A 22,599-nucleotide genomic window follows, 5' to 3' on the forward strand; every position below is an offset into this window, starting at 1 on the left:
GTCCCCTTCGGTGCCCGTGCACCGCAGGGTAGGGCGTGGCATACGTCCGATGGACGTGGTTTGAAGAAAAAGTGAGCACTAAGGTGCGCCGAATGTCAGAACGAGTTCCGGGTGGTTCCCGGTGCCCGCGGCCTCGCTCGACCACAGCCACAGCGCGTCCGTACCGCCGCTGGTGAGCGCCAGGTCCAGGGAGCCGCTCAGCGCCCCGCTCAGCCCCGTGGCGCTCAGCGCCGCGGTGTACGTGGTCTGGGAGGCGGTCGCGCCGCTCAGCGTGCCCAGCACGGTGGAGGACAGGGCCGGGCGGCCGGCGTACGTCGCGCCGGTCTCGGTCCAGGCCCCGGTGACCGGGACGACGTTCTGGCTGTCGGCGGAGCCCGCGGTGGGGTCGGAGTTGGTCCGCACCCGCAGCGTCGCGGACTTCAGCACGGTGCCGGCCGGCGCGGACGGCAGCGCGAAGCGCAGGTAGGTGACGTACGCCGAACTGCCGCGCACCGCCAGCGACCCGGAGGTGCCGAAGTTGCTCGACGGCGCCCCGGCGTTGACGTACGTGTCCTCGCCGGCCGCCACGGTGACCTGGGTGTCCTGCGGCGGCGGTGTACCGCCGCCACCGGTGCCCAGGGTGTGGTGGTCGGCGACCTGGGCGGCGGTCAGCACGAGCGGGTAGACGGCGGTCTCGTCCAGCTGACCGGCGAAGAAGGCACTGGCCGGCTGGAGCGGCCAGCCGCTGAGGTTGTCGCCGCCGATCCGCCAGTAGCCCGCGTAGTCCTGGCTGGTGGTGGTCGTGCCGCTGCCCGCCGGGGACCCGTCGACGTACAGCTTCATGCCGTCGCCGCCCTGGGTGGCCACCACGTGGTGCCAGGCGCCGTCGTTGTAGGCGCCGGTGGTGGTGACCGTGCGGGTGCCGCCGTTGTAGACGCCGAAGACCAGCCGGCCGTCGTTGGCCATGTAGAGGTGCTTGTCGTAGTTGGCGCTGAGGTTGTCGTCGACATTGCGGTCGCCGAAGCCGATCAGCTTGCCGCCGGAGGTGGTCGTGGTCCGGAACCAGGTCTCGATGCTGTAGGCGGCCGGGCGCGGGTGCCGGGCGTCGCTGTAGGCGTAGTCGTTGCTGCCGTTGAAGCCCATGGCCGTGCCGCCGCCGGGCACCGCGCCCGGGGTCTGCCGGTACAGCGGGCCGTTGAGGTAGACCGCGTTGTCGTCGCCGGGCGAGGAGTCGGCGCCGAACTGGCCGGAGGCCTCCTCGTAGCGCCAGTACAGCCCGGCGCCGTCGGCGACCACCCGCGCGGGGTACGCCTGCGTGCTGCCGGCCGCCGTCACCGACTGGGCGGCGGACTGGGCGCTGGTGTTGGTGCCGTCGCTCGCGCTGACCCGGTAGGAGTACGTGGTGCCGGGGGTGACCGAGGTGTCGGTGAAGGTGAGCTGCGGGCGCGACCAGGGCAGCGAGGGGCCGGTGGCGGTGTAGACCGGCGTGCTGGAGCCGTTGCGGTAGACGCGGTAGGTCAGCGGTCCGTCGTCCAGGTCCAGGGCGGACCGCCAGCGCACCGCGACCTCGCCGGCGCGGACGCTGGACACGTTCACCTCGGGCACGCTCGGCGCCCCGGTGTCGGGACCGGAGGCGAAGCGCGTCAGGCCCTGCTGGGCGGCCCCGGCGACGGTGGTGAACTCGCCGCCCACCCACAGGTAGTCGGTGCCGCCGGAGGAGGCGACCGTCATCACCCGCGGCCCCAGGCCCTCGCCGATGCCGTCGTTGGTGTCGGGGAACCAGGGCAGCAGCGTCGGGTCGTCCACCGACTCCGCCAGCAGGTGCTTGCGCCGCTGGTTGGGGTACGCGCCCATGCTGCTGCAGTCGTGCGCGTGCGAGCCGCTGTAGAGCACCGTGCGGTACACGACGACGGACTGGGTGGCGCCCAGGCAGTCGTCCCGCCAGCGCTGCCCGAAGTCGCTGGTGTTCAGGGCGATGCGGCCGTCGAAGACCCCGCCGCCGGTGCCCTCGTTGGCGGTGAAGACCGCCGTCGCGTCGGCGGTGAGGTCCTTGACCACCGAAGTCGGCGGTATGAAGCCCACCGGGTAGGCGCGGGTCAGGGCGCCGTCCGCGGTGTCGACGACGGCCAGCGCGTGCGAGCCGGTGCCGCCGACCGTGTCGAAGTCGCCGCCGATGACGGCGTGCGCGCCGTCCGGGCTGAGCTGGATCGCCCGGCCGGGCTTGTCGGCGTCCGGGTTCCAGGCGCGCAGCGCCCCGGCCGTGGACAGGGCGGCGAAGCGCGGTCTGGACTGGCCGGCGACGGAGGTGAAGTCGCCGCCCGCGTAGACCGTGTCGTCGGTGACCGCCAGCGCCCGCACCGTGGCCGAGAAGGACGGCCGGAAGGAGGCGACCGGGGTGCAGGTGGCGATGTCGATCGCGGCCAGGCTGCTGACGGTGACGCCGTTGACGGCGTTGAACCAGCCGCCGGCGTACAGCGTCCGCCCGTCCGGGGAGACCTCCAGGGCGCGCACGGTCGCGGTGCCCGAGCCGATGGTGAAGGAGAGCCGGCAGCCGGTGGGCGCGCCCGTCGCCGCGTCGAAGGCGGCGAAGTTGACGGCCGGCTGCGTGGTCGTGCCCGCGCCGGAGGAGCGGATGACGGAGAAGGTGCCGCCGGCGAAGACGGTGCCGCCCTGCTGGGCCATCGCCCACACGACGCCGTTGGTCTGCCAGGTGGGCAGCGGGTCGGCGGTCATCGCGACCGGCGGTGTGAGCGCCGCGGCGGGCGGCGCGGTCGCGACCCCCGCTCCGGCGAGTGACGCCGCCGTCAGTGCGAGCGCGGCCGAAAGCGTTCGCGCCGCTCGCGTCGTTCTCGTCGTACGTGCCGTTCTCGCCGTACTCGCGGTTCCCGCAGTGCGCATGAGCCCCCCAGCCCTCGCGACCCCCGGCGGCGCAGCGACGAACCGCCTGGCACGGCAGCGTACGCCGTGCCAGGCGGTCCGGAGGAGACCCTTGCGCGTACTTTCCGCCCAGGTCTCCCGATTGCCCCGCTAGGACCCGAAGGTGAGCACCAGCTTCGGCGCGTTCGCCGAGGACGGTGCCTGCCGCGACCACAGCCACAGCGCGTCGGTCCCGGTGCTGGTCACCGCCATGCCGTACGAGCCGCCGAGCGACCCGCCGAGCTGCGCGACGTCCAGCGGCACCGTGTACGCCGTGGAGATGCTCGTGGCACCGGTCAGGCTGCCGAGCACCGTCGAGGACAGCGCCGGGCGGCCGGTGTACGTGACACCGCCCTCCGTCCACGCGCCGGTCACCGGCACCACGTTGGCGGTGTCGTTGGTCCCGGCGGTCGGGTCGCTGCTGGTGGTCAGCCGCAGGACCGCGCTCCTCAGCGTCTGGCCGGCCGGGGCCGACGGCAGGCTGAAGCGCAGGTAGGTCAGGTACGCCGAGCTGCCGCGCACGGCGAGCGAGCCGGAGGTGCCGTAATTGGCGGACGGCGCACCGGCGTTGACGTAACTGTCCTCCGCCGCGGTCAGCGTGGTCACCGTGTCGGCGGGCGCGCTGGCCAGGTCGTGGTGGTGGGTGATCTGGGCGGCGGTCAGCGCCGCCGGGTAGACCGCCGTCTCGTCGATCTGCCCGTTGAAGTAGTTGCTGGACGGCTGCAGGGGCCAGCCGTTGAGGTTGTCGCCGCCCGCGCGCCAGTAGCCGGTGTAGTTCTCGTTGCCGGTCTGCGGGTTGGTGCCGGCCAGGGCGCCGTCGACGTACAGCTTCATGCCGTCGCCGTCCTGGGTGGCGACGACGTGGTGCCAGGCGCCGTTGTTGTAGGAGTCGCTGGTGGTCACGGTGTTGGTGGCGCCGGTGTAGACGCCGAAGACCAGCCGGCCGTCGTTGGTCATGTAGACGTGCTTGTCGTACTGGCCGCTGGTGCCGGTGGTCGAGTTGCCGAAGCCGACGATCTTGCCGCCCGAGGTGGTGGTGGTCTTGAACCACGTCTCCACGCTGAAGGTGGCCGGGCGGCCGTGGCTGCGGTCGCTGTAGACCCACTGGTTGGAGCCGTTGAAGCCGATCGCCGTGCTCGGCCCGGTCACCGCGGCCGGGGTCTGCCGGTAGGACGGCCCGCCGACGTAGTCGCCGTTGTCGTCCGCGCTGGAGGCGTCGGCGGCGTAGGTGCCGCTCGCCTCGTCGTAGCGCCAGTACAGCGTCGCGCCGTCGTCCAGTACCGCCGCCGCGTAGCTGTTGCTCCCCGACGCCACGGTCACCGTGGCGGCCGAGGACAGCGGGCTGGTGTTGGTGCCGTCGCTCGCGGACACGCGGTAGCTGTGCACGGAGCCGGGGGTGAGCCCGGTGTCGGTGAAGCTCAGCTGCGGGCGCACCCACGGCAGGGAGGTGCCGGTGGTCGTGTACACGGGGGTGGCGCCCCCGTCCCGGTAGACCTTGTACGTCAGCACGCTGTCGTCGTTGTCCAGGCTCGCCTGCCAGGTCACCTTGGCCTTGCCGCCGGACAGGCTGGCCGCGCCGGCCTCCGGCGTGGTCGGGTTGCCGGTGTCGGGGCCGGACGCGAAGCGGGTCAGGCCCTGCTGCGCGCCGCCGTCGACGGTGGTGAACTCGCCGCCGACCCAAAGGTAGTCGGTGTCGTTCTTCGACGAGACCGCCATCACGCGCGGGCCGATGCCCTCGCCCAGGCCGTCATTGGTGTCGGGGAACCAGCCGACCAGGTGCGGGTCGTTGACGGGCTCCGCCAGCAGGTGCTTGCGCCGCTGGTCGGGGTACTCGCCCATGCTGCTGCAGTCGTGCGCGTGCGAGCCGCTGTAGAGCACGCTCTTGTAGACCTCGACCGACTGGGTGGCGCCCAGGCAGTTGTCCCGCCAGCGCTGGCTGAAGTCGCTCAGCTCGAAGGCGGCCCGGCCGTCGAAGACCCCGCCGCCGGTGCCCTCGTTGCCCGTGTACAGACCGGTGGCGTCGTCGGCGATGTCCTTGACGACCGAGGTCGCGGGGAAGAACCCCACCGGGTACGCCTTCGTCAGCGACCCGTCGGCGGAGTCGACCACCGCCAGGGCGTGCGAGTCGGCGCCCCCGATGGTGTCGAAGTCGCCGCCGATCATCACGTCGGCGCCGTCCGGGGTGACCTGCACCGCCCGTCCGGGCTTGTCGCCGGTCGGGTTCCACGGGGTCAGGGACCCCGAGGAGGTCAGCGCCGCGAAGTAGCGGCGGGACTGGCCGGCGACGGCGGTGAAGTCGCCGCCCGCGTAGACCGTGTCCGCGGTCGCGTCCAGCGCCCGCACGGTCGCGGAGACCGCCGGGTGGAAGGAGGCGACCGGGGTGCAGGTGGCGAGGTCGATGGCGGCCAGGCTGTTGACCTGGACGCCGTTGACGGCGCTGAAGTACCCGCCCGCGTAGAGCCGTTGGCCGTCCGGCGAGACCGCGAGCGCGCGCACGGTGGCCGTGCTGCCCGCGCCGATCGTGAACGACAGCCGGCAACCGGTCGGCGCGCCCGTCGAGGCGTCGAAGGCGGCGAAGTTCACCGCCGGCTGCTCGTTGCTGCCCGGCCCCGATCCCGGCGGCCGGACGGTGGAGAAGGTGCCGCCCGCGTAGACGACCCCCTGCGCCTGGGCCATCGCCCAGACGATGCCGTTGGTCTGCCAGGTCGGCAGGTCGTCGGCGGTCATGGCCACCGGCGCGGTGAGCGCGGTCGCGCCGGGTGCCACCGCCATCCCCGCCCCGGCCAGCGCGCCCGCCACCAGCGCCGCGGCAGCCGTCATTGCCCCAAGTCTTCGCATGTGCCCCCCAAGGCCCACTCGTGCACAAGCGGCCCAATCGCCCACCTGTGGACGGCAGCGTAGGGGTATGTGAACGAGGGCGGTCTAAAGTTTGACGAAATTGTGTTCACTGAATACTCGGGCGGACTTTCCCTGCCCGACACCCTCCCGGGGCCCGGGACATCCCGGGGGAGTGGCGGGGCCGCCGGGATCCCGGCGGCCGCCTCAGCGGTCGATGCGCACCGTCGCGCCCGCGAGCTGCCGCTCGACCTGCTCGCAGTCCGCGTCGACCATGATCCGGGCCAGCTCGTCCACCCGTACCGAGGGCTTCCAGCCGAGCAGTTCCCCGGCCTTGCTCGCGTCGCCGATGAGGGCGTCGACCTCGCTCGGGCGCTCGTACTTGGGGTCGTAGCGGACGTACTCGGCCGGGTCGAGGCCGGCGTGCGCGAAGGAGGTGTCCAGGAACTGCCGTACGGTGGCCGCCTCCCCGGTGGCCACCACGTAGTCGTCCGGGGTGTCGCGCTGCAGCATCAGCCACATCGCCTCGACGTACTCGGGCGCGTAGCCCCAGTCGCGGACGGCGTCGAGGTTGCCCAGGTAGAGCCGGTCCTGCAGGCCCGCCTTGATGCGGGCGACGGCGCGGGTGATCTTGCGGGTCACGAAGGTCTCGCCGCGGCGCGGGGACTCGTGGTTGAAGAGGATGCCGTTGACCGCGAACATGTCGTACGCCTCGCGGTAGTTGACGGTCGCCCAGTAGCCGTACACCTTGGCGCAGCCGTACGGGCTGCGCGGGTGGAAGGGCGTCCGCTCGTTCTGCGGCGGCGGGGTCGCGCCGAACATCTCGGACGAGGAGGCCTGGTAGACGCGGGTGTCGACGCCGCTGGCGCGCACCGCCTCCAGCAGCCGGATCGAGCCGAGGCCCGTGACGTCGCCGGTGTAGAGCGGCGCGTCGAAGGAGACGCGGACATGGGACTGCGCGCCCAGGTTGTAGACCTCGTCGGGGCGCAGGTCGCGCAGCAGGTTGACCAGGGCCACGCCGTCGGAGAGATCGGCGTGATGGAGCGTGAAGGAACGATTCGCCTCCTGTGGCCCCTGGTAGATGTGGTCGATCCGCTCGGTGTTGAAGCTGGACGACCGTCTGACGAGGCCGTGCACCGAGTAGCCCTTGCTCAGCAGCAGCTCCGCGAGATAGGAGCCGTCCTGGCCGGTGACACCCGTGATCAGGGCGCTCTTGCCCATGCGCTGTCCCCCCTGGGGTCGGATATGTTTCCTTTGCGTACTGATGTTTGGATTCAGCCCCTATGGGGTGACCCGGGCTGGCAGAATCCGCTGTCATGACCCAAGCGAACGCATTGCTGCCGGAGCGCGCCCGGATCTTCGTCGCGGGCCACCGCGGACTGGTCGGATCGGCGCTGGTGCGCCGGCTGGAGGCCGACGGGCACGAGGTGATCACCCGCGGCCGCGGCGAACTCGACCTGCGGGACGCGGCGGCAACCGAGGCGTTCCTGACCGGGGCCCGCCCGGACGCGGTGGTGCTGGCGGCCGCCAAGGTGGGCGGCATCATGGCGAACAGCACCTACCCGGTGCAGTTCCTGGAGGACAACCTGCGGATCCAGCTGAGCGTGATCGCCGGCTCCCACGCCGCCGGGGCGGGACGGCTGCTCTTCCTCGGCTCGTCCTGCATCTACCCCAAGCACGCGCCCCAGCCGATCCGCGAGGACGCGCTGCTCACCGGCCCGCTGGAGCCGACGAACGAGGCGTACGCGCTGGCCAAGATCGCAGGGCTTGTCCAGGTGCAGTCCTACCGGCGGCAGTACGGGGCGTCCTTCGTCTCCGCCATGCCGACCAACCTCTACGGGCCCGGCGACAACTTCGACCTGGAGTCCTCGCACGTGCTGCCGGCCCTGGTCCGCCGCTTCCACGAGGCCCGCCTGGCCGGGGCCCCCGAGGTGGTGCTGTGGGGTTCCGGCACACCGCGCCGGGAGTTCCTGCACGTGGACGACCTCGCCGCCGCCTGCGCGCTGCTGCTGCGCTCCTACGACGGCGACGAGCCGGTCAACGTCGGCTGCGGCGCCGACCTCACCATCCGCGAACTGGCCGAGACCGTCCGGGAGGTCGTGGGCTACGAGGGCGCCATCGCCTGGGACACCGGCAAGCCCGACGGCACTCCGCGCAAGCTGCTCGACGTGTCGCGGCTGGCGGGCCTCGGCTGGAAGCCCGAGATCGCCCTGCGCGACGGCATCGCCGCGACGTACGCCTGGTGGCGGGAGCACGGCGCGGGCTGATGAGGCGCTGGGCATCAGTACGCTCCGCGGCCGTCGACCACGGCCCGGAGCGTGCGGGCCATCAGGTCGACGTCGCTGGTGAACGTCCAGTTGTCCACGTAGCGCAGATCGAGCTGGAGGGTCTCGTCCCAGGACAGCTCGGAGCGCCCGCTGATCTGCCACAGGCCGGTCAGGCCGGGCTTCACGGCGAGGCGTCGCAGCTCGACCTCGTCGTAGCGCGCGACCTCCTCGGGCAGCGGCGGGCGCGGACCCACCAGGGACATGTCACCCCTTAGGACGTTGAGCAGCTGCGGCAGTTCGTCCAGCGAGCAGCGGCGCAGGATGCGCCCGACCCGGGTGACCCGGGGGTCGCGGCGCATCTTGAACATCAGGCCGTCGTTCTCGTTGGCGGGCGCCAACTCCGGCTTGCGGTCGTCCGCGTCGGCCACCATCGTGCGGAACTTCCACATGGTGAAGGGCGCGCAGTCCAGACCGTGGCGGATCTGCCGGTAGAAGACCGGGCCCTTGGAGCCCAGCCGGATGGCCGCCGCGATGATCCCGAACAGCGGGGAGAGCAGCAGGAGTCCGACCCCCGCCCCGACCCGGTCCATCGCCGACTTGAGGGTGACCTGCACCCCGCGCCGCACCGGCGGGCTGATGTGCAGGAGCGTCAGGCCCGCGGCGGAGGCGAGTTCCACCCGGCGCTCGGAGACGTCGGTCAGGCCGGGCAGGACGGCCAGCGGCACCCCCGCGTCGTGCACCGCCCACGACAGCCTGCGCAGCCGCTCCCCGGCCATCCGCGGACCGGGCGCCACCAGCAGCAGGTCCGCGCCGAGTTCGCGGGCGGCGGCCAGGACGGCGCCGGAGTCGCCGCTCGGACGGGCCGGCGGCAGCGAGTCCAGGCGGGCGGCGACCGGGGCGCCGCACTCCAGATTGGCCAGGCCGACCGGGACCGCGCCGACCACCACGTACTCGTGGTCGGTGCGTGCCGCCAGATGGTCGACCACGTAGTCCGCCGCGCTCGGTTCGCCCACCACGAGCACCCTGCGCACGGCGTGCGCCTCGCGCCGCGAGGCGATCAGGTGATGGTATGTCAGTTTGCGGCAGACGGCGGTCAGCAGGAGTCCCGGGGTGAGCGCCACCAGCGCCACCAGTGGCTCCGAGGCCTCGCCCACGACGGTGCGGATCATGGCCAGCACGCCCAGCAGGATCAGCCAGTCGTAGAGCACCGAGCGCGCGCTGCGCGACTCGCCCAGCACCCGGCCGGCGTAGCGGTGCCGCCCGGCCTGCACGCACGCCCACGCCACCGCCGCGGTCCCGGCGCACAGCAGGGGATGCGGCTGGCCTGTGGCGTCGAAGACGAGCTCGACGGGCACGCCGACCCCGGCGGCATCCGTGACGAGCGCCACCGGGAGATACCAGCGCGCCTTGTCGCTCGACCCGTGCGGAGCCGCGACCATGCGGCCCTGCCCGGGAGTTGTATCCATCTCTTCCGAACTGGGTGTACCGACCCGCCGCATGGACCCCCCTGGCACAACGCGACAAAGTGGGCACATCCGCCACTTCCCCAAGCAGCGGTGTGCCGTAGTAAGCCGGAACGCTATGCCAAACAGTTGTACGTTCGCTGCGGTTTACGAAATTTCGGAGGTCCGTTGTCCTGAAGTTCACGTTCGGCTGGATCTGGTCACTCCAGTGAAGCCTCTGCCCTTTTGTGGCTGATTGCGCGCATGTTACGGAGTGTGGAGATCAACCTGCGGGTTCGCCAGGAACGGGCCGGGATCGTGTACGACCGGCCCGGTACGCCGCGCCGGGGTGCCGGGGAGCCAGGATTCGGCCGTCCGCTCGGCCGTCCGGGTGACGGGCGGGGCGTAGGGCCGGGCGTCGGGCGGGGCGTCCGCGGGGGCCGCGGCCGGGGCGGGTGGTGCGGGAGTGGCCCTTACCCTTGTCCCTTGTGTCCACACTGCATGCCGCCCTCGCCGATCTCCTCGACGGGCTCCCCCCGGGCCGCGCCGCCCAGGCCGTCGACCGTCTGATCGCCACCTACCGGGGGCGTACGCCCAGCAGCACGCCGATCCTCCGCGACCGCTCCGACGTGGCGGCGTACGCGGCCTACCGCATGCCCGCGACCTACGCGGCCGTGTACGCCGCGCTGGCGGAGTTCCGCGACCGGGCGGGCGAGTGGGCGCCGGGCAGCCATGTCGACGTGGGCGGCGGCACGGGCGCCGCGACCTGGGCGGTCGCCGACGCCTGGGACGAGGGCACGCACACCAGCACGGTCCTGGACTGGTCGGACGCCGCCCTCGCGCTCGGCCGCGAGCTGGCCGGCTCCGCCCGGCCCGAGGCCGTACGGCAGGCCCAATGGCTCAGGGCGCCGCTGGGTGCCGGGGCGCGGCTCCCCGAGGCCGACCTGATCACGCTCTCCTACGTCATCGGCGAACTGCCGGACGCCGACCGGGCGGCCGTCGTCGCCGAGGCCGCCCGCGCCGCGCGCGGCGCCGTCCTCGTGGTCGAGCCCGGCACCCCCGACGGCTACGCCCGCGTGCTCGCCGCCCGCGACGCCTTCGTCGCGGCCGGCCTCCACGTGCTCGCGCCCTGCCCGCACGACGGGGCGTGCCCGGTGCAGGCGCCCGACTGGTGCCACTTCGCTGCCCGCGTCGCCCGGACCTCGCTGCACCGTCAGGTCAAGGGCGGTTCCCTGCCCTACGAGGACGAGAAGTTCAGCTACGTCGCCGCGGCGCGCTTCCCCGCCGGGCCCGCGCCGGACCGGGTGGTGCGCCACCCGCAGATCCGCAAGGGGCAGGTGCTGATCGACCTGTGCACCGTGGAGGAGGGGCTGCGCCGCACCACGGTCAGCAAGCGCCAGGGCCCCCTGTACCGAGCGGCGCGCGACGCGGCATGGGGCGACGCCTGGCCGCCCCCGGACACGGCCGAGTAGCCGGTCGGCCCCTTCCGGCCGCGTCGCGGTGGCGGGCTTCGGCGCCGGTCCGGGGGGTGCGCTCCGGGCGAATCCGTAGCCGGCAGGGTGCCCTGTGCCGTTCGGCGCGTGGCCGGCCCGGGACAATGACCGGGGAGCCGGCCGACCCGTCCCGGCCGCGTCGCGGTGGCGGGCTTCGGCGCCGGACGGGCGACGCTCCCGTCGGACGTCACGATGCCCTGTGCCCGGTCGGCCCGTGCCGTGGGGCGACGCCTGGGCGATCCGGACACGGCCAAGTAGCCCCGTGGCCGCCCGGGCCCGGTCCGTGCGCGCGCGTCACTCAGCCGGGTCGGCGCGTGGCGGCGTGGGGCGAGGCCTGCCACCCCGGACGCCACCGCCGAGTGCCCGGGCCCGGTCCAACCGGTCCCGCGCCGTCAGGCGCCGAGCACCGCCATGGCCGCGTTGTGGCCCGGGATCCCGCTGACGCCACCACCGCGCACGGCGCCCGCGCCGCAGAGCAGCACGTTGGCGTGGGCCGTCCCCACGCCCCAGGCGCCGGCGCCCTCCCGCGCGTAGGGGAAGGACAGGTCCCGGTGGAAGATGTGCCCGCCGGGCAGTCCGACCTCCCGCTCCAGGTCAAGCGGGGACTTCGCCTCGATGCACGGCCGTCCGTCCGCGTCGACCGCCAGGCAGTCCGCCAGCGGCTCCGCGAGCACCGCGTCCAGCTGCGCGAGGGTGGCCGCCAGCAGGGCGTCCTTCGCCCCGGCGGGGTCGGCCGCGAACAGCCGGGCGGGGGCGTGCAGCCCGAAGAGGGTGAGGGTGTGCATGCCGTCCGCGACGAGCCCGGGGGCCAGGATCGTGGGGTCGGTCAGCGAGTGGCAGTAGATCTCCGAGGGCGGGGCGGTGGGCACCGCGCCGGCCGCGGCCTCCTCGTAGGCCGTCTGCAACTGGGTGTACGACTCGGCGATGTGGAAGGTGCCGGAGAACGCCTCGCGCGGGTCGGCGGCGGTGTCCCTCAGCCGCGGCAGGCGGCGCAGCAGCATGTTGACCTTGAGCTGGGCGCCCTCGGGCTTGTCCGGGGCGGCCTCGCCGAGCAGCCCGGCCAGGGTGTGCGGGGAGGCACCCACCAGGACGTGCCGGGCCGAGACCCGGCCGCCGTCGAAGTCCACCTCCGCGCGGGTCCCGTCCGTGGCGATCGCGGTGACCTCGGTGTCCGTGACGATCTCCGCACCGGCCGTCCGTGCCGCGTCCGCCAGGGCGTCGGTGAGGGCGCCCATGCCGCCCACGGGCACGTCCCAGTCGCCCGTGCCGCCGCCGATCACGTGGTAGAGGAAGCAGCGGTTCTGCAGCAGCGAGGGGTCGTGGGCGTGTGTGAAGGTGCCGATGAGGGCGTCGGTGAGCACCACGCCCCGCACCACGTCGTCGTCGAACGCCGCCTCGACGCTCTCGCCCAGCGGCCGCTCGAACAGCGTCTCCCAGGCCCGCGGGTCGTCCACGATCCGCTCCAGCTCGTCGCGTGAGGGCAACGGACCGGTCAGCGTGGGGAAGACCCGCTCGGCGACCCGCTGCGTCATCGCGTAGAAGCTCTGCCAGGCCTCGAAGTCGCGGTCGGAGCCGGTGAGCCGCACGAAGCTCTCCCGGGTGCGGGCGGGCGACCCGGCGTCCACGAGCAGGCCGCCGTCCCCGTGCGGGGTGTACGAGGAGATCCGCCGCCGCCGCACCGCGAAGCGCAGTCCCAGGTCGTCGGTGATCTTCCGGGGCAGCAGGCTCACCAGGTACGAGTAGCGCGACAGCCGCGCGTCGAAACCGCTGAACGCCCGCGTGGAGACCGCGGCGCCGCCGGTCGAGGGCAGCCGCTCCAGCAGCAGCACCGAGCGGCCCGCTCGGGCCAGGTACGCGGCGGCGACCAGGCCGTTGTGGCCGCCGCCCACGATCACGGCGTCGTAGGTGGTCCGAAGGGGCCGGTGAGGCGGCTGCTGCGGCTGCTGAGACATGGGCCCCTTCGTATCACGGTCAGTCGCGCAGCTCCATGGTGCAGCACTTCACGCTGCCACCCGCCTTGTGCAGCTCGGACATGTCCACCGTGAGCGGCTCGAAACCGCGCTCACGCAGCGGCTTGAGCAGTCCCTTGGCCGCCGCCGGGACCAGGACGTTCCGGCCGTCGCTGACGCAGTTCAGGCCGAAGGCCAGCGCGTCGTCCCGGGTGGCGACCAGCGCGTCGGGGAAGAGCCGGCGCAGCACCGACCGGCTGCCGGGGGAGAAGGCGTCCGGGTGGTACATGATCTCGTCGCCGGAGAGCACGCACAGCGCCGTGTCCAGGTGGTAGAAGTGCGGATCGGTGAGCTCCAGGCCGATCACGGGCCTGCCGAAGTACTCCTGGAGCTCGGAGTGCGACAGCGGGCTGCTGCGGAAGCCCTTGCCGGCCAGCAGCCAGCTGTCGGTGACCGCGAAGTCGCCCTCGCCCTCGTTGATGTGCTGCGGGTCGTGGACGTGGCTGTAGCCGCGGCTGAGGAACCAGTCGCGGTGCGCCGGGGCCTCCGCCCTCCGCTCGATGTTGGCGAAGCGGGCGCCGAAGACCCGTCCGTCCACCACGGTCGCGCCGTTCGCCGCGAACACCATGTCCGGCAGGCCGGGCAGCGGCTGCAGGATCTCGACGGCGTGTCCCAGCGAGCGGTACCGGTCGCGGAGGTCCTCCCACTGGAAGAGGGCGAGCGCGGGATCGACCGGCTTTGCGGGGTCCATCCAGGGGTTGATGGAGTAGGTGACCCGGAAGTACGTGGGAGGACACATCAGGTACCGCCGGAACGAAGCGGTTCGCGCTGCGCTCAATGAAGGCTCCTCACGGTGTGGTTGAGGCCGTTGTGCACATGGTGGACCCGCGGCGGACATCCCGCACCGGATTGCGGACGGAAAAATGCCCGTTCGGCCCTGGTGGGCGGACTCTAAGGTGAGCGCATGCCGACACCCAGTCCCGCGTCCCCCGAGTCCGCGGATGTCCTGCTCCCCGAGACCCGCCGCGCTCTGCTGCACCGGATCGCGGTCGCCCAGTCCGCCGCCCGTACGCCCTCCCTCGTGGCGGCCGTCGTCCGGGACGGCCGCACCGTGTGGACCGGCTCCCGGTCCTGTGTGGACGGGCACGCGCCGGACGGAGACGTGCAGTACCGCATCGGCTCGATCACCAAGACCTTCGTGGCCGTGCTCGTGATGTGGCTGCGCGACGCGGGACGCCTCGGACTGGACGACCCGGTCGGCAAGCACCTCGGCGCCACCGCCGCAGACGGGGTGACGATCCGTCAACTCCTTTCGCACACCGCCGGTCTGGCCGCCGAGACCCCCGGGCCGTGGTGGGAGCGCACCCCCGGCGCGCTGCGCCCGGACCTCGACGGGCTGCTGGGCGAGCGCGCCCGGCTGCACCCGGCGGGCGAGCGGCACCACTACTCGAACCCGGGCTTCGCCCTGCTCGGCGCCGTCGTGGAGCGGCTGCACGACGGACGGCCGTGGGACGAGGTGCTCTGGTCCCAGGTGCTGGACCCGCTCGGGATGACCCGCACCACACGCCGTCCGCAGGCCCCGCACGCGGGCGGCTGGGCCGTGCACCCGTACGCCGAGCTGATGCTGCCCGAGGCGGTCCAGGAGACCGGGCTGATGTCCCCGGCCGGCGAACTGTGGTCGACGGCGGACGACCTGTGCCGCTGGGCGGCCTTCCTGGCCGCGGGCGACGAACGCGTCCTGTCCGCCGCCACCCTGGAGGAGATGCGCCGGCCCGCGGCGCCCGCAGGCGAGTACGGCCTCGGCCTCCAGGTGGTGACAGGCCCCGGCGGGCGGCCGCTCGTCGGGCACGGCGGCTCCATGCCCGGCTTCGTGGCCGGGCTGTGGTGCGACGTCGCCGAGGGGCTGGGCGCCGCCGTCCTCGCCAACTCCACCACCGGCGCGCCGACCGGGGAGATCGCCCGCGACCTGCTGCGCATCGTGGCCGAGCGCGAGCCGCGCATCCCCGAGCCCTGGCGCCCGGTCTCCGACCCCGACCCGGAACTGCTGGCGCTGACCGGCCCCTGGTATTGGGGCACCGCGCCCCATGTGCTGCGCCTGGCCGCGGGCCGCGACCTGGAACTCGCCCCGGCCACCCCCGGCGGCGGCCGCGGCGCCCGCTTCCGCGCCGGGCAGGACGGCACCTGGACCGGCCAGGACGGCTACTACGACGGCGAGACGCTGCGCGCGGTCCGCTCGGCCGACGGCACGGTCACCCACCTCGACATCGGCTCGTTCGTCTTCACCCGCACCCCTTACGACCCCGCGGCCCCGGTCCCGGGCGGCGTGGACCCGGCGGGCTGGGGAGCACACGGGGCCTAGCCCGATCACGGAGCACGTGCTCAGGCGGTGAGCGGGAACTCCCGCCCGAGCGCGGCGAAGACCGCCGAGTTGTGGGCGAAGGCCCGTCGGCACTCCTCGACGACGCGCTGCTTCTCCAGTTCGTCGGCCGGCAGGGCGTCCAGCAGGGCCCGGTACTCGCGCTTGAAGGCGGCGGGGTTGCCGATCGCCTCGAAGACGTAGAAGCGCACACCGTCGCCCTTGCGCGGGAAGCCCCAGGTCTTCTCGGCGATGCCGCGGATGACCTGGCCGCCGGAGAGGTCGCCGAGGTAGCGGGTGTAGTGGTGGGCGACGTAGCCGGCCGGCCAGAGACGGGCGGTCTCGGTGATGCGGGCGGCGTACGCGGCGGTCGCGGGCAGCGCCGCCGCCCGCTGCCGCCAGCCGGCCCCGAGCAGGTGGCCGAGGTCACGTTCGAGGGCGGCGACCCGCGGCAGCTCCGGTCGCAGGAAGGGGCCCGCGACGGGGTCGCCGGCCAAGGTCCCGGCCGCGTCCTCCAGGGCCCGGTACACGAACCACAGCTGCTCGGTGTAGCGGGCGTACGCGGTCACTCCGAGGCGCCCGCCCAGCAGGTCGCCGATGAACGTGGAGTTCTCCGCCTCGGTGTGGCGGTCGTGGCCGGCGGCGCGGATCACGGTGGAGAACGGCGTGGCTCCGGAAGAACTGGCGGGCGTCAAAGGAATCCTCCTGCGTCGGTCCCAGCAGGAATCGTGTCAACTTAGGCTCACCTAAGTCAATGGGCTTGCCGACAACTTGTCGGAAACCAGGTTACGTCCGGTCGGTGCGGTATAGGGTCATTTGCGGGGTCCCATCCCCCATTCGAGGGACCTTCCGGGCACCCCGGGTGCGGACCGGATCGGTACAGGGCGCAGGATGGAAATCCACCATCCGTGGATTCCGCTTACGTCTTTTCCTTCGTTACGTAGGGTGGAGTGAGGGTTCACGCGGGCGAGGGAAGGGGCTCGATGGTCACCAAGGGCAGGTTGTCCGGCTGGTTGCGCCGGAAAGCGGGGGAGCGGGACGGCGACGGCGAGGACGGTTTCGCCCAGCGGACCCCGGGCGCCCGCGACCGGGACGACCTGCTGCTGGCGGCCGCCGCGGCCGGGCTGCCGCTGGCTCCCGCCGCGCATCCGTCCGCCGAATCGGGCTACCGCTGCTCCTGTGACCGGATCGGCTGTCCGACCCCGGGCACCCACCCGGTCTCCTTCGCCTGGCAGACCCAGGCCACCACGGACCCGGAGAAGATCCAGCGCTGGCTGCGCACCCAGCCGCTCGCGAACTTCATCACCGCCACCGGGATCGCCCACGACGTCCTGGACGTCCCCGCCGAGGCGGGCAGGATCGCCCTGGAGCGGCTGGATGCCGAGGGTGCCGCCACCGGACCGGTGGCCGTCTCCGACGGCCGGACGCTCTTCTTCACCGGCACCCGCGCCACCGCCGACGAGGACGAGTGGTGGCCCTGCGAACTGGACTGCCATCCCGAGACCCAGGACGAGCACCCCGGCCTGCGCTGGCACTGCCGCGCCAGCTATGTGCTGATGCCGCCCTCGCGGCTGCCGTCCGGCGCCGTCGTGGCCTGGCTGCCCGGCCACGGCCCCGACCGTCCGCTGCCCGACCCGCTGCCGCTGCTCGCCGTCCTCACCGACGCCTGCGCCCAGATCGAGCACGAGCCGGAGACGGCCGGCTGGATCGGCTGAGGCCGGCGGCGGCCGGGCCCCTCGCGAACCCTCCCGGGCCGCCGCGTCACTCGCCGCGCGCGGCGACCAGACCGACGATGCGGCTGCGGAAGACGACCTGGCCGCCGTCCTTCTTCGCGGGGACGACGACGGCCTGCCGGGCGACCCGGCCCAGCGTCACGGACTTCTTCGGGGTGCCCGTCATCAGCGCCTTGGTGTAGGCGTTGACCGGCGGGGCGACCCCCGGGCGGAGCATCGTGATCTTCGCGGTGTGGTGCGAGGCGAAGAAGACCAGCGCCCCGCCGTCCGCGGTGCGCAGCGCCACCGGGGCGAACTCCCCGTTCGTGGCGGGCTGGTCGGCGTACTGCGTCGCCGATGCGGCGGTACGGGCCCCCTTGGCCCGCTCCGCGATCTGCTGCGAGGTCGCTGCGCCCGGGGCGAAGACGGAGGTGTCCTTGGCGTCGCCCTTGTCGAGATAGCCGGCGTACGCCTTGCTCAGCGCGCCCGGTTCCACCAGCAGCCCCGAGCCGGCCGCCGGGACGGCCTCGACCAGGCCGTCCGCGTCGCGGGCGAACCGCGGCAGGGAGCCGGTCCGGAAGACCGAGACGTAGGAGGCGCGCCAGGCCTTCGAGGCGTCGTCGCGCTGGAAGACCACGAGCCAGCGGTTCGCCCCGGGGGCGGCGTCGCCCACACCCACGGCCGCGTCGGCGACGAACCACTTGGGCCAGCCGACCTGCCGCGGTATCAGGAAGTCGGCGTCGCTGAGGGAGAGTTCCTTGAAGTCCGGGTTGCCGCCCGGCTGCGCCGCGTGCCGCGCCGTGAGACCGGCCTCGTCGACGGCGCCGAGGGGGCCGGTCTCCACGGTGGCGATCAGCCGCGCGTCGAGGCTCTTGTTCGCCTTGTTGTTGACCTCGGTGAAGTGCGCCAGCGCCTTGGCGGCGTCAGCCTTCGTCACCGACGGGATGAGCGCCTTCTCCCCGTGCACCGTCACGCACCCGGTCAGCGGCGCCATCATCAACAGGACGAGCGCTGACGGGAGTCGGGACCTGCGCGGCATCGGACGTGGGCTCCTTCGGGGCAGCGGCGGGCGCCTTCGCGACCGGCGCCGCAACCTTACCGGGGCGAAGGAAGAAGAACATCGCCGGTACGAGGTACAGCGCCCAGACCGTGACCTGGAGCCAGGTCGGGTCCGGCTGGAAGTTGAACACGCCCTTGAGCAGGGTGCCGTACCAGGAGTCCGCCGGGATCGTGGTGCCGATGTCGAAGGCCTTCGCGCGCAGCCCCGGCAGCCAGCCGGCCTCCTGGAGGTCGTGGAAGCCGTACGCGAGGACGCCCGCCGCCACGACGACCAGCATCGCCCCGGTCCAGGTGAAGAACTTGGCCAGGTTGATGCGCACCGCGCCGCGGTAGAACAGCCAGCCCAGCACCACGGCCGTGAGCAGTCCCAGTGCCGCGCCGACCAGCGGACGCACGCCGTCGTCGGTGGCCTGCACGGCGGTCCAGATGAACAGCGAGGTCTCCAGCCCCTCACGGCCCACCGCGAGGAAGGCGGTGACGACCAGCGCGCCGGTGCCCATGGCGACCGCGGCGTCCAGCTTGCCGTGCAGCTCGGCCTTCAGATGCCGCGCGGTGCGCCGCATCCAGAACACCATCCAGGTCACCAGGCCGACCGCGATGACCGACAGCGACCCGCCGAGTGCCTCCTGCGCCTGGAAGGTCAGCTCGGAGGAACCGAACTGCAGGGCGGCACCGAAGCCCAGGCTCAGCAGCACCGCGGCGCCGACGCCGAGCCAGACCGGCGGCAGCTTGTCCCTGCGGTCGGTCTTGACCAGATAGGCGACCAGGATGCAGACGACCAGGCTGGCCTCCAGACCCTCACGGAGCCCGATCAGGTAGTTGCCGAACACCCGCCGTCACTTCCTCTCACTTGTTCTCGAACAGCGCACGGCCCCACCAGTCGCCGGTGTCCCGGGCGCCCGGCGGCACGGCGAAGACGGCCGAACCCACGTGCTGGATGTACTCGTTGAGCGCGTCGGTCTTCGCCAGCTGCATCTGCAGCGGGATGAAGCCGTCGCGCACGTCGCGCTGGTAGGCGATGAAGAACAGCCCGGCGTCCAGCCGTCCGAGGCCGTCGGTGCCGTCGGTGAAGGAGTAGCCGCGCCGCAGGATCGTGACGCCGCTGTTGTCCGGGTGCGCGAGGCGGACGTGCGCGTCGGGCCTCATCACCTTGAAGTCGGGGGTGTCCCGCTCGTGCTTCCTGCCGAGCGGGGCGCCTTCGCCCTTGGTCCGGCCGAAGACGTCCTCCTGCTCGCCCAGGGAGGTCCGGTCCCAGGTCTCGATGTGCATCCGGATGCGCCGGGCCACCAGGTACGAGCCGCCGGCCATCCACGCCGGGCCGTCGCCGGAGGAGACCCACACATGCTTGTCCTGGGTGGCCCGGTCGGAGCCGGCGACGTTGTGCGTGCCGTCCTTGAAGCCCATCAGATTGCGCGGGGTCTGCTCCTCGGGCGTGGTCGAGGAGGTCTTGCCGAAGCCGAGCTGCGACCAGCGCATGGCGACCTTGCCGAAGCCGATGCGGGCCAGGTTGCGGATGGCGTGCACCGCCACCTGGGGGTCGTCGGCGCAGGCCTGGACGCACAGGTCGCCGCCGCTGCGGCTCGCGTCGAGGTTGTCGCCGGGGAACTTGGGCAGGTCCACCAGGGCCTCGGGACGCTTCCCGGCGAGCCCGAAGCGGTCCTTGCCGTCCGCGCCACGGAAGAGCGAGGGGCCGAAGCCGATGGTCAGGGTGAGCCGTGAGGGCGGCAGGCCCAGGGCCTCGCCGGTGTCGTCCGGCGGGGCCTCGGCGAGACCGCCGACCGCGCCCTCGCCGACCGGCCGGCCCTGCGTCATCCTGCGCGCGGCCTCGGTCCACTCCTTGAGGAGCGCGATCAGTTCCTCGCGGTCCTCGGTCTTGACGTCGAAGGACGCGAAGTGGAGCCGGTCCTGGACCGGGGTGGTGATGCCGGCCTGGTGCGCGCCGTGGAAGGCGATCGCGCTGCCCGCGGAGGCCGCGGGCTGCACGTCGTTCCCGGTGCGTACGGCGGCCACTGCGCTGCCGGCCGCGGCGGCGCCGAGAACGACCCCGGCGCCGGTCCAGCCGAGCAGCGTGCGCCGCGAGGTGGTGCTTTCCTCGGACATGCTCCCCAGTCCTCTGCGGTTACTTGGCGACGGCCGCGGCCAGCTTGGACAGCGGCTCGGCGAGCGCGTTGACGGCGTCCGAGAGGTCCTTGCGGTCGGCCTTGCCCACGGTGTCGTACGAGACGAACGTGTCGCCCTTGCGGTACTTGGCCAGCAGGCCGTCCAGGGCCGTGAACTGCTTGTCCAGCTCGGTGGTGAGCGCCGGGTCGTTCTCGGCGGCGACCGGCTTCAGCAGCTCGTACGCCTTCTGCGCGCCCTCGACGTTGGCCTGGAAATCCGACAGGTCCGTGTGGGAGTAGCGGTCCTCCTCACCGGTGATCTTGCCGGTGGCGACCTCGTCCAGCAGCTCCTTGGCGCCGTTGGCCATGCTGGTGGCGGTGATGTCGGCCTTGCCGACCCGGGTCTGCCAGTCCTTCAGGTCGGTGACGAGCTGGTCGGCGAGGGTGCCCTCCTCGGTGCCGGCCTTCTTGTCCTTCCACAGGGACTTCTCCAGCCGGTGCCAGCCGGTCCACTTCTGGCCGTCCTCCAGACCGTCCTCACGGGTGTCGGTCAGGGGGTCGATGTCGCCGAAGGACTCGGCGACCGGCTCGGTGCGCTCCCAGCCGACGCGCGAGGGCGCGAAGAGCGACTTGGCCTTCTCCACGTCGCCGGCCTTGACGGCGTCGGCGAACTGCTGGACCACCGGGATGGTCTGGTCGGCCTGCTCCTGGGCGTACTTGCGGTACGCGGCGACGGCCGTGTCCAGGCGCGGGTCGGACTTGACGGCGCCCTTGCCGGTCACGGTGATCTTCTGGCGGATGCCGTCGCCCTGCATGCCGGGCTTGCAGGCGATCTCGTACGCACCGGCCTTGATCTCGGCCGTGATGTTGGCCTTGGTGCCGGGGCCTATGTTCTCCCGCTCGGTCACGATCTGGTCGCTGGGCGTGTAGACGTAGACCTCGGTGACCTTGGAGCCCTTGTTCTCCACGGCGAGCTGCACATGGCCGGCCGGGAAGGTGGTCTTGGAGACCTCGCAGGCGGTGTCCGAAGCGGTCACCTTTATCGCGTCCGAGGAGGAGCTGTCCGCCTTCTTCGCGCATCCGGTCACAGCGGTGACGGCGACCACCAGCCCGGCGGCGGCTACTGCGGACATGCGGACGGCGGACATACGGGCTCCTGGCAGCTCGGTGTGGCGAGGACTTAGGTGTGCCTTTCTGTGGAAAGGCTTGCCTAACCTATCCGAGCCTCATCTCGCCGTGCCCACTATTGAGTAAAGAAAAGGTAATGAAGGGCGTGGCGGCATCGGGACGCGTCAGGGACGCGTCACGGCAGCGTCAGCACCTCGGCGCCCGTGTCCGTGACCACCAGGGTGTGCTCGAACTGCGCGGTGCGCTTGCGGTCCTTGGTGACCACCGTCCAGCCGTCGTCCCAGATGTCGTACTCGTGGGTGCCGAGCGTCAGCATGGGCTCGATGGTGAAGGTCATGCCCGGCTTCATCACCGTGGTCGCGCGCGGGTCGTCGTAGTGCGGGACGATCAGACCCGAATGGAAGGCCGTGTTGATGCCGTGGCCGGTGAAGTCGCGCACCACGCCGTACCCGAAGCGCTTGGCGTAGGACTCGATCACCCGGCCGATCACATTGATCTGCCGGCCCGGCTTGACCGCCTTGATCGCGCGATTCAGGGATTCCCGGGTGCGATCCACCAACTGCCTTGATTCCTCGTCGACTTCACCGACGAAATAGGTGGCGTTGGTGTCGCCGTGCACTCCGTGGACGAAGGCGGTGACATCGAGGTTGACGATGTCGCCGTCGCGCAGTCGCGTCGAGTCGGGGATGCCGTGGCAGATCACCTCGTTGATCGAGGCGCACAGCGACTTGGGGAAGCCGCGGTAGCCCAGGTCCGAGGGATAGGCCTGGTGGTCGCACATGTACTCGTGCGCGATCCGGTCCAGTTCGTCGGTGGTGACCCCCGGCGCGATGGCCTTGGCCGCCTCCTCCATCGCCTGGGCCGCGATCCGGGAGGCGACGCGCATCTTCTCGACGGTCTCCGCCGACTGCACCTCCGGCCCGTCGTACGGCCGCGGGGCGGGACGCCCCACGTACTCGGGCCGCGGGATCGAGGCGGGGACAGGACGCGTGGGGGAGAGCTTGCCGGGCACCAGGACAGACATGTCAGCGAGTGTATCGGCGGCCGGTCGGGCAGCATGGCGGCAGGACGTCGTACGAGGAGGAGCGATGGCGCCGTTCAGGAGGGTCCGCAAGCCGGCCGGCAAGCCCGGTGAGTGGTTCTACTGCATCGAGCACAGAAAGGTGGAGGAGGGCCCGGAGTGCCCGGCCAAGGACCGCATGGGGCCGTACCCCAGCCGGGCCGACGCCGAACGCGCGATGGAGACCGCCGCCGAGCGCAACCTGCAGTGGGAGAACGACCCGCGGTGGAAGGACCAGCCGCGCGAGGGCGAGGGCGACTGAGCCGCCCGGCCGTGACCGGGCGCACGACGAGGGGCTGAGGCC

The 22,599-nt window shown here is 72.5% G+C and carries 17 protein-coding genes; 5 read left to right on the forward strand and 12 right to left on the reverse strand.

The window, feature by feature from the left end:
* Positions 1 to 78 precede the first annotated feature (78 nt).
* The 3 genes from ACFWVC_RS30635 to gmd all read right to left on the reverse strand — a co-directional run bounded on the left by ACFWVC_RS30635 (position 79) and on the right by gmd (position 6,951).
* Positions 79 to 2,877 (reverse strand): LamG-like jellyroll fold domain-containing protein, encoded by a 2,799-nt coding sequence (locus tag ACFWVC_RS30635; RefSeq protein WP_384294591.1) that lies wholly within the window; start codon positions 2,875 to 2,877, stop codon positions 79 to 81.
* Between the two features lie 129 nt (positions 2,878 to 3,006).
* A complete protein-coding gene (locus ACFWVC_RS30640; RefSeq protein ID WP_384294596.1) occupies positions 3,007 to 5,715 on the reverse strand; it encodes a LamG-like jellyroll fold domain-containing protein in 2,709 nt (902 codons plus the stop codon).
* A 222-nt stretch (positions 5,716 to 5,937) separates the two neighbouring features.
* Complete coding sequence (gene gmd / locus ACFWVC_RS30645) at positions 5,938 to 6,951, reverse strand: GDP-mannose 4,6-dehydratase (protein WP_384294600.1); 1,014 nt, start codon at positions 6,949 to 6,951, stop codon at positions 5,938 to 5,940.
* A 95-nt stretch (positions 6,952 to 7,046) separates the two neighbouring features.
* Here gmd and ACFWVC_RS30650 point away from each other — a divergent pair, with 95 nt between their 5' ends.
* Complete coding sequence (locus tag ACFWVC_RS30650) at positions 7,047 to 7,997, forward strand: GDP-L-fucose synthase family protein (protein ID WP_384294603.1); 951 nt, start codon at positions 7,047 to 7,049, stop codon at positions 7,995 to 7,997.
* A 14-nt stretch (positions 7,998 to 8,011) separates the two neighbouring features.
* Here ACFWVC_RS30650 and ACFWVC_RS30655 read toward each other — a convergent pair whose 3' ends face one another.
* Positions 8,012 to 9,463 carry a sugar transferase gene (locus ACFWVC_RS30655; RefSeq protein ID WP_384294608.1) on the reverse strand — a complete coding sequence of 484 codons (1,452 nt, stop codon included), beginning with the start codon at positions 9,461 to 9,463 and terminating at the stop codon, positions 8,012 to 8,014.
* Positions 9,464 to 9,927: 464 nt separating this feature from the next.
* Here ACFWVC_RS30655 and ACFWVC_RS30660 point away from each other — a divergent pair, with 464 nt between their 5' ends.
* A complete protein-coding gene (locus ACFWVC_RS30660) occupies positions 9,928 to 10,911 on the forward strand; it encodes a small ribosomal subunit Rsm22 family protein (RefSeq protein WP_384294613.1) in 984 nt (327 codons plus the stop codon).
* Positions 10,912 to 11,324: 413 nt separating this feature from the next.
* Here ACFWVC_RS30660 and ACFWVC_RS30665 read toward each other — a convergent pair whose 3' ends face one another.
* Positions 11,325 to 12,884, reverse strand: coding sequence for a phytoene desaturase family protein (locus ACFWVC_RS30665; protein ID WP_384294617.1), 1,560 nt, complete (start codon positions 12,882 to 12,884; stop codon positions 11,325 to 11,327).
* Between the two features lie 19 nt (positions 12,885 to 12,903).
* Entirely contained in the window at positions 12,904 to 13,719 is an 816-nt protein-coding gene (gene ddaH / locus ACFWVC_RS30670; RefSeq protein WP_384294621.1) for a dimethylargininase, read from the reverse strand.
* Positions 13,720 to 13,845: 126 nt separating this feature from the next.
* Between ddaH and ACFWVC_RS30675 the strand changes: the two genes are divergently transcribed.
* Positions 13,846 to 15,240 (forward strand): serine hydrolase domain-containing protein, encoded by a 1,395-nt coding sequence (locus ACFWVC_RS30675; protein WP_384294625.1) that lies wholly within the window; start codon positions 13,846 to 13,848, stop codon positions 15,238 to 15,240.
* A gap of 20 nt (positions 15,241 to 15,260) precedes the next feature.
* Here the strand turns inward: ACFWVC_RS30675 and ACFWVC_RS30680 are convergent, their stop codons facing one another.
* A complete protein-coding gene (locus ACFWVC_RS30680; protein WP_384294628.1) occupies positions 15,261 to 15,932 on the reverse strand; it encodes a heme oxygenase (biliverdin-producing) in 672 nt (223 codons plus the stop codon).
* Positions 15,933 to 16,220: 288 nt separating this feature from the next.
* Between ACFWVC_RS30680 and ACFWVC_RS30685 the strand changes: the two genes are divergently transcribed.
* Positions 16,221 to 16,952 carry a bifunctional DNA primase/polymerase gene (locus ACFWVC_RS30685; RefSeq protein ID WP_384294633.1) on the forward strand — a complete coding sequence of 244 codons (732 nt, stop codon included), beginning with the start codon at positions 16,221 to 16,223 and terminating at the stop codon, positions 16,950 to 16,952.
* A 46-nt stretch (positions 16,953 to 16,998) separates the two neighbouring features.
* Here ACFWVC_RS30685 and ACFWVC_RS30690 read toward each other — a convergent pair whose 3' ends face one another.
* The 5 genes from ACFWVC_RS30690 to map all read right to left on the reverse strand — a co-directional run bounded on the left by ACFWVC_RS30690 (position 16,999) and on the right by map (position 22,259).
* A complete protein-coding gene (locus ACFWVC_RS30690; protein WP_384294637.1) occupies positions 16,999 to 17,886 on the reverse strand; it encodes a hypothetical protein in 888 nt (295 codons plus the stop codon).
* Positions 17,873 to 18,838 (reverse strand): iron uptake transporter permease EfeU, encoded by a 966-nt coding sequence (gene efeU, locus ACFWVC_RS30695; protein WP_384294642.1) that lies wholly within the window; start codon positions 18,836 to 18,838, stop codon positions 17,873 to 17,875. The genes ACFWVC_RS30690 and efeU overlap by 14 nt, the downstream gene beginning before the upstream one ends.
* 16 nt (positions 18,839 to 18,854) lie before the next feature.
* Entirely contained in the window at positions 18,855 to 20,108 is a 1,254-nt protein-coding gene (gene efeB / locus ACFWVC_RS30700; RefSeq protein WP_384294647.1) for an iron uptake transporter deferrochelatase/peroxidase subunit, read from the reverse strand.
* Positions 20,109 to 20,127: 19 nt separating this feature from the next.
* A complete protein-coding gene (gene efeO, locus ACFWVC_RS30705; RefSeq protein ID WP_384294650.1) occupies positions 20,128 to 21,255 on the reverse strand; it encodes an iron uptake system protein EfeO in 1,128 nt (375 codons plus the stop codon).
* A gap of 155 nt (positions 21,256 to 21,410) precedes the next feature.
* A complete protein-coding gene (gene map / locus ACFWVC_RS30710; RefSeq protein ID WP_384294655.1) occupies positions 21,411 to 22,259 on the reverse strand; it encodes a type I methionyl aminopeptidase in 849 nt (282 codons plus the stop codon).
* A 64-nt stretch (positions 22,260 to 22,323) separates the two neighbouring features.
* Here map and ACFWVC_RS30715 point away from each other — a divergent pair, with 64 nt between their 5' ends.
* A complete protein-coding gene (locus ACFWVC_RS30715; protein ID WP_384294660.1) occupies positions 22,324 to 22,557 on the forward strand; it encodes a hypothetical protein in 234 nt (77 codons plus the stop codon).
* The last annotated feature ends 42 nt before the right edge of the window (positions 22,558 to 22,599 follow it).

Source organism: Streptomyces sp. NPDC058691 (assembly GCF_042714775.1).
Lineage (GTDB): Bacteria > Actinomycetota > Actinomycetes > Streptomycetales > Streptomycetaceae > Actinacidiphila.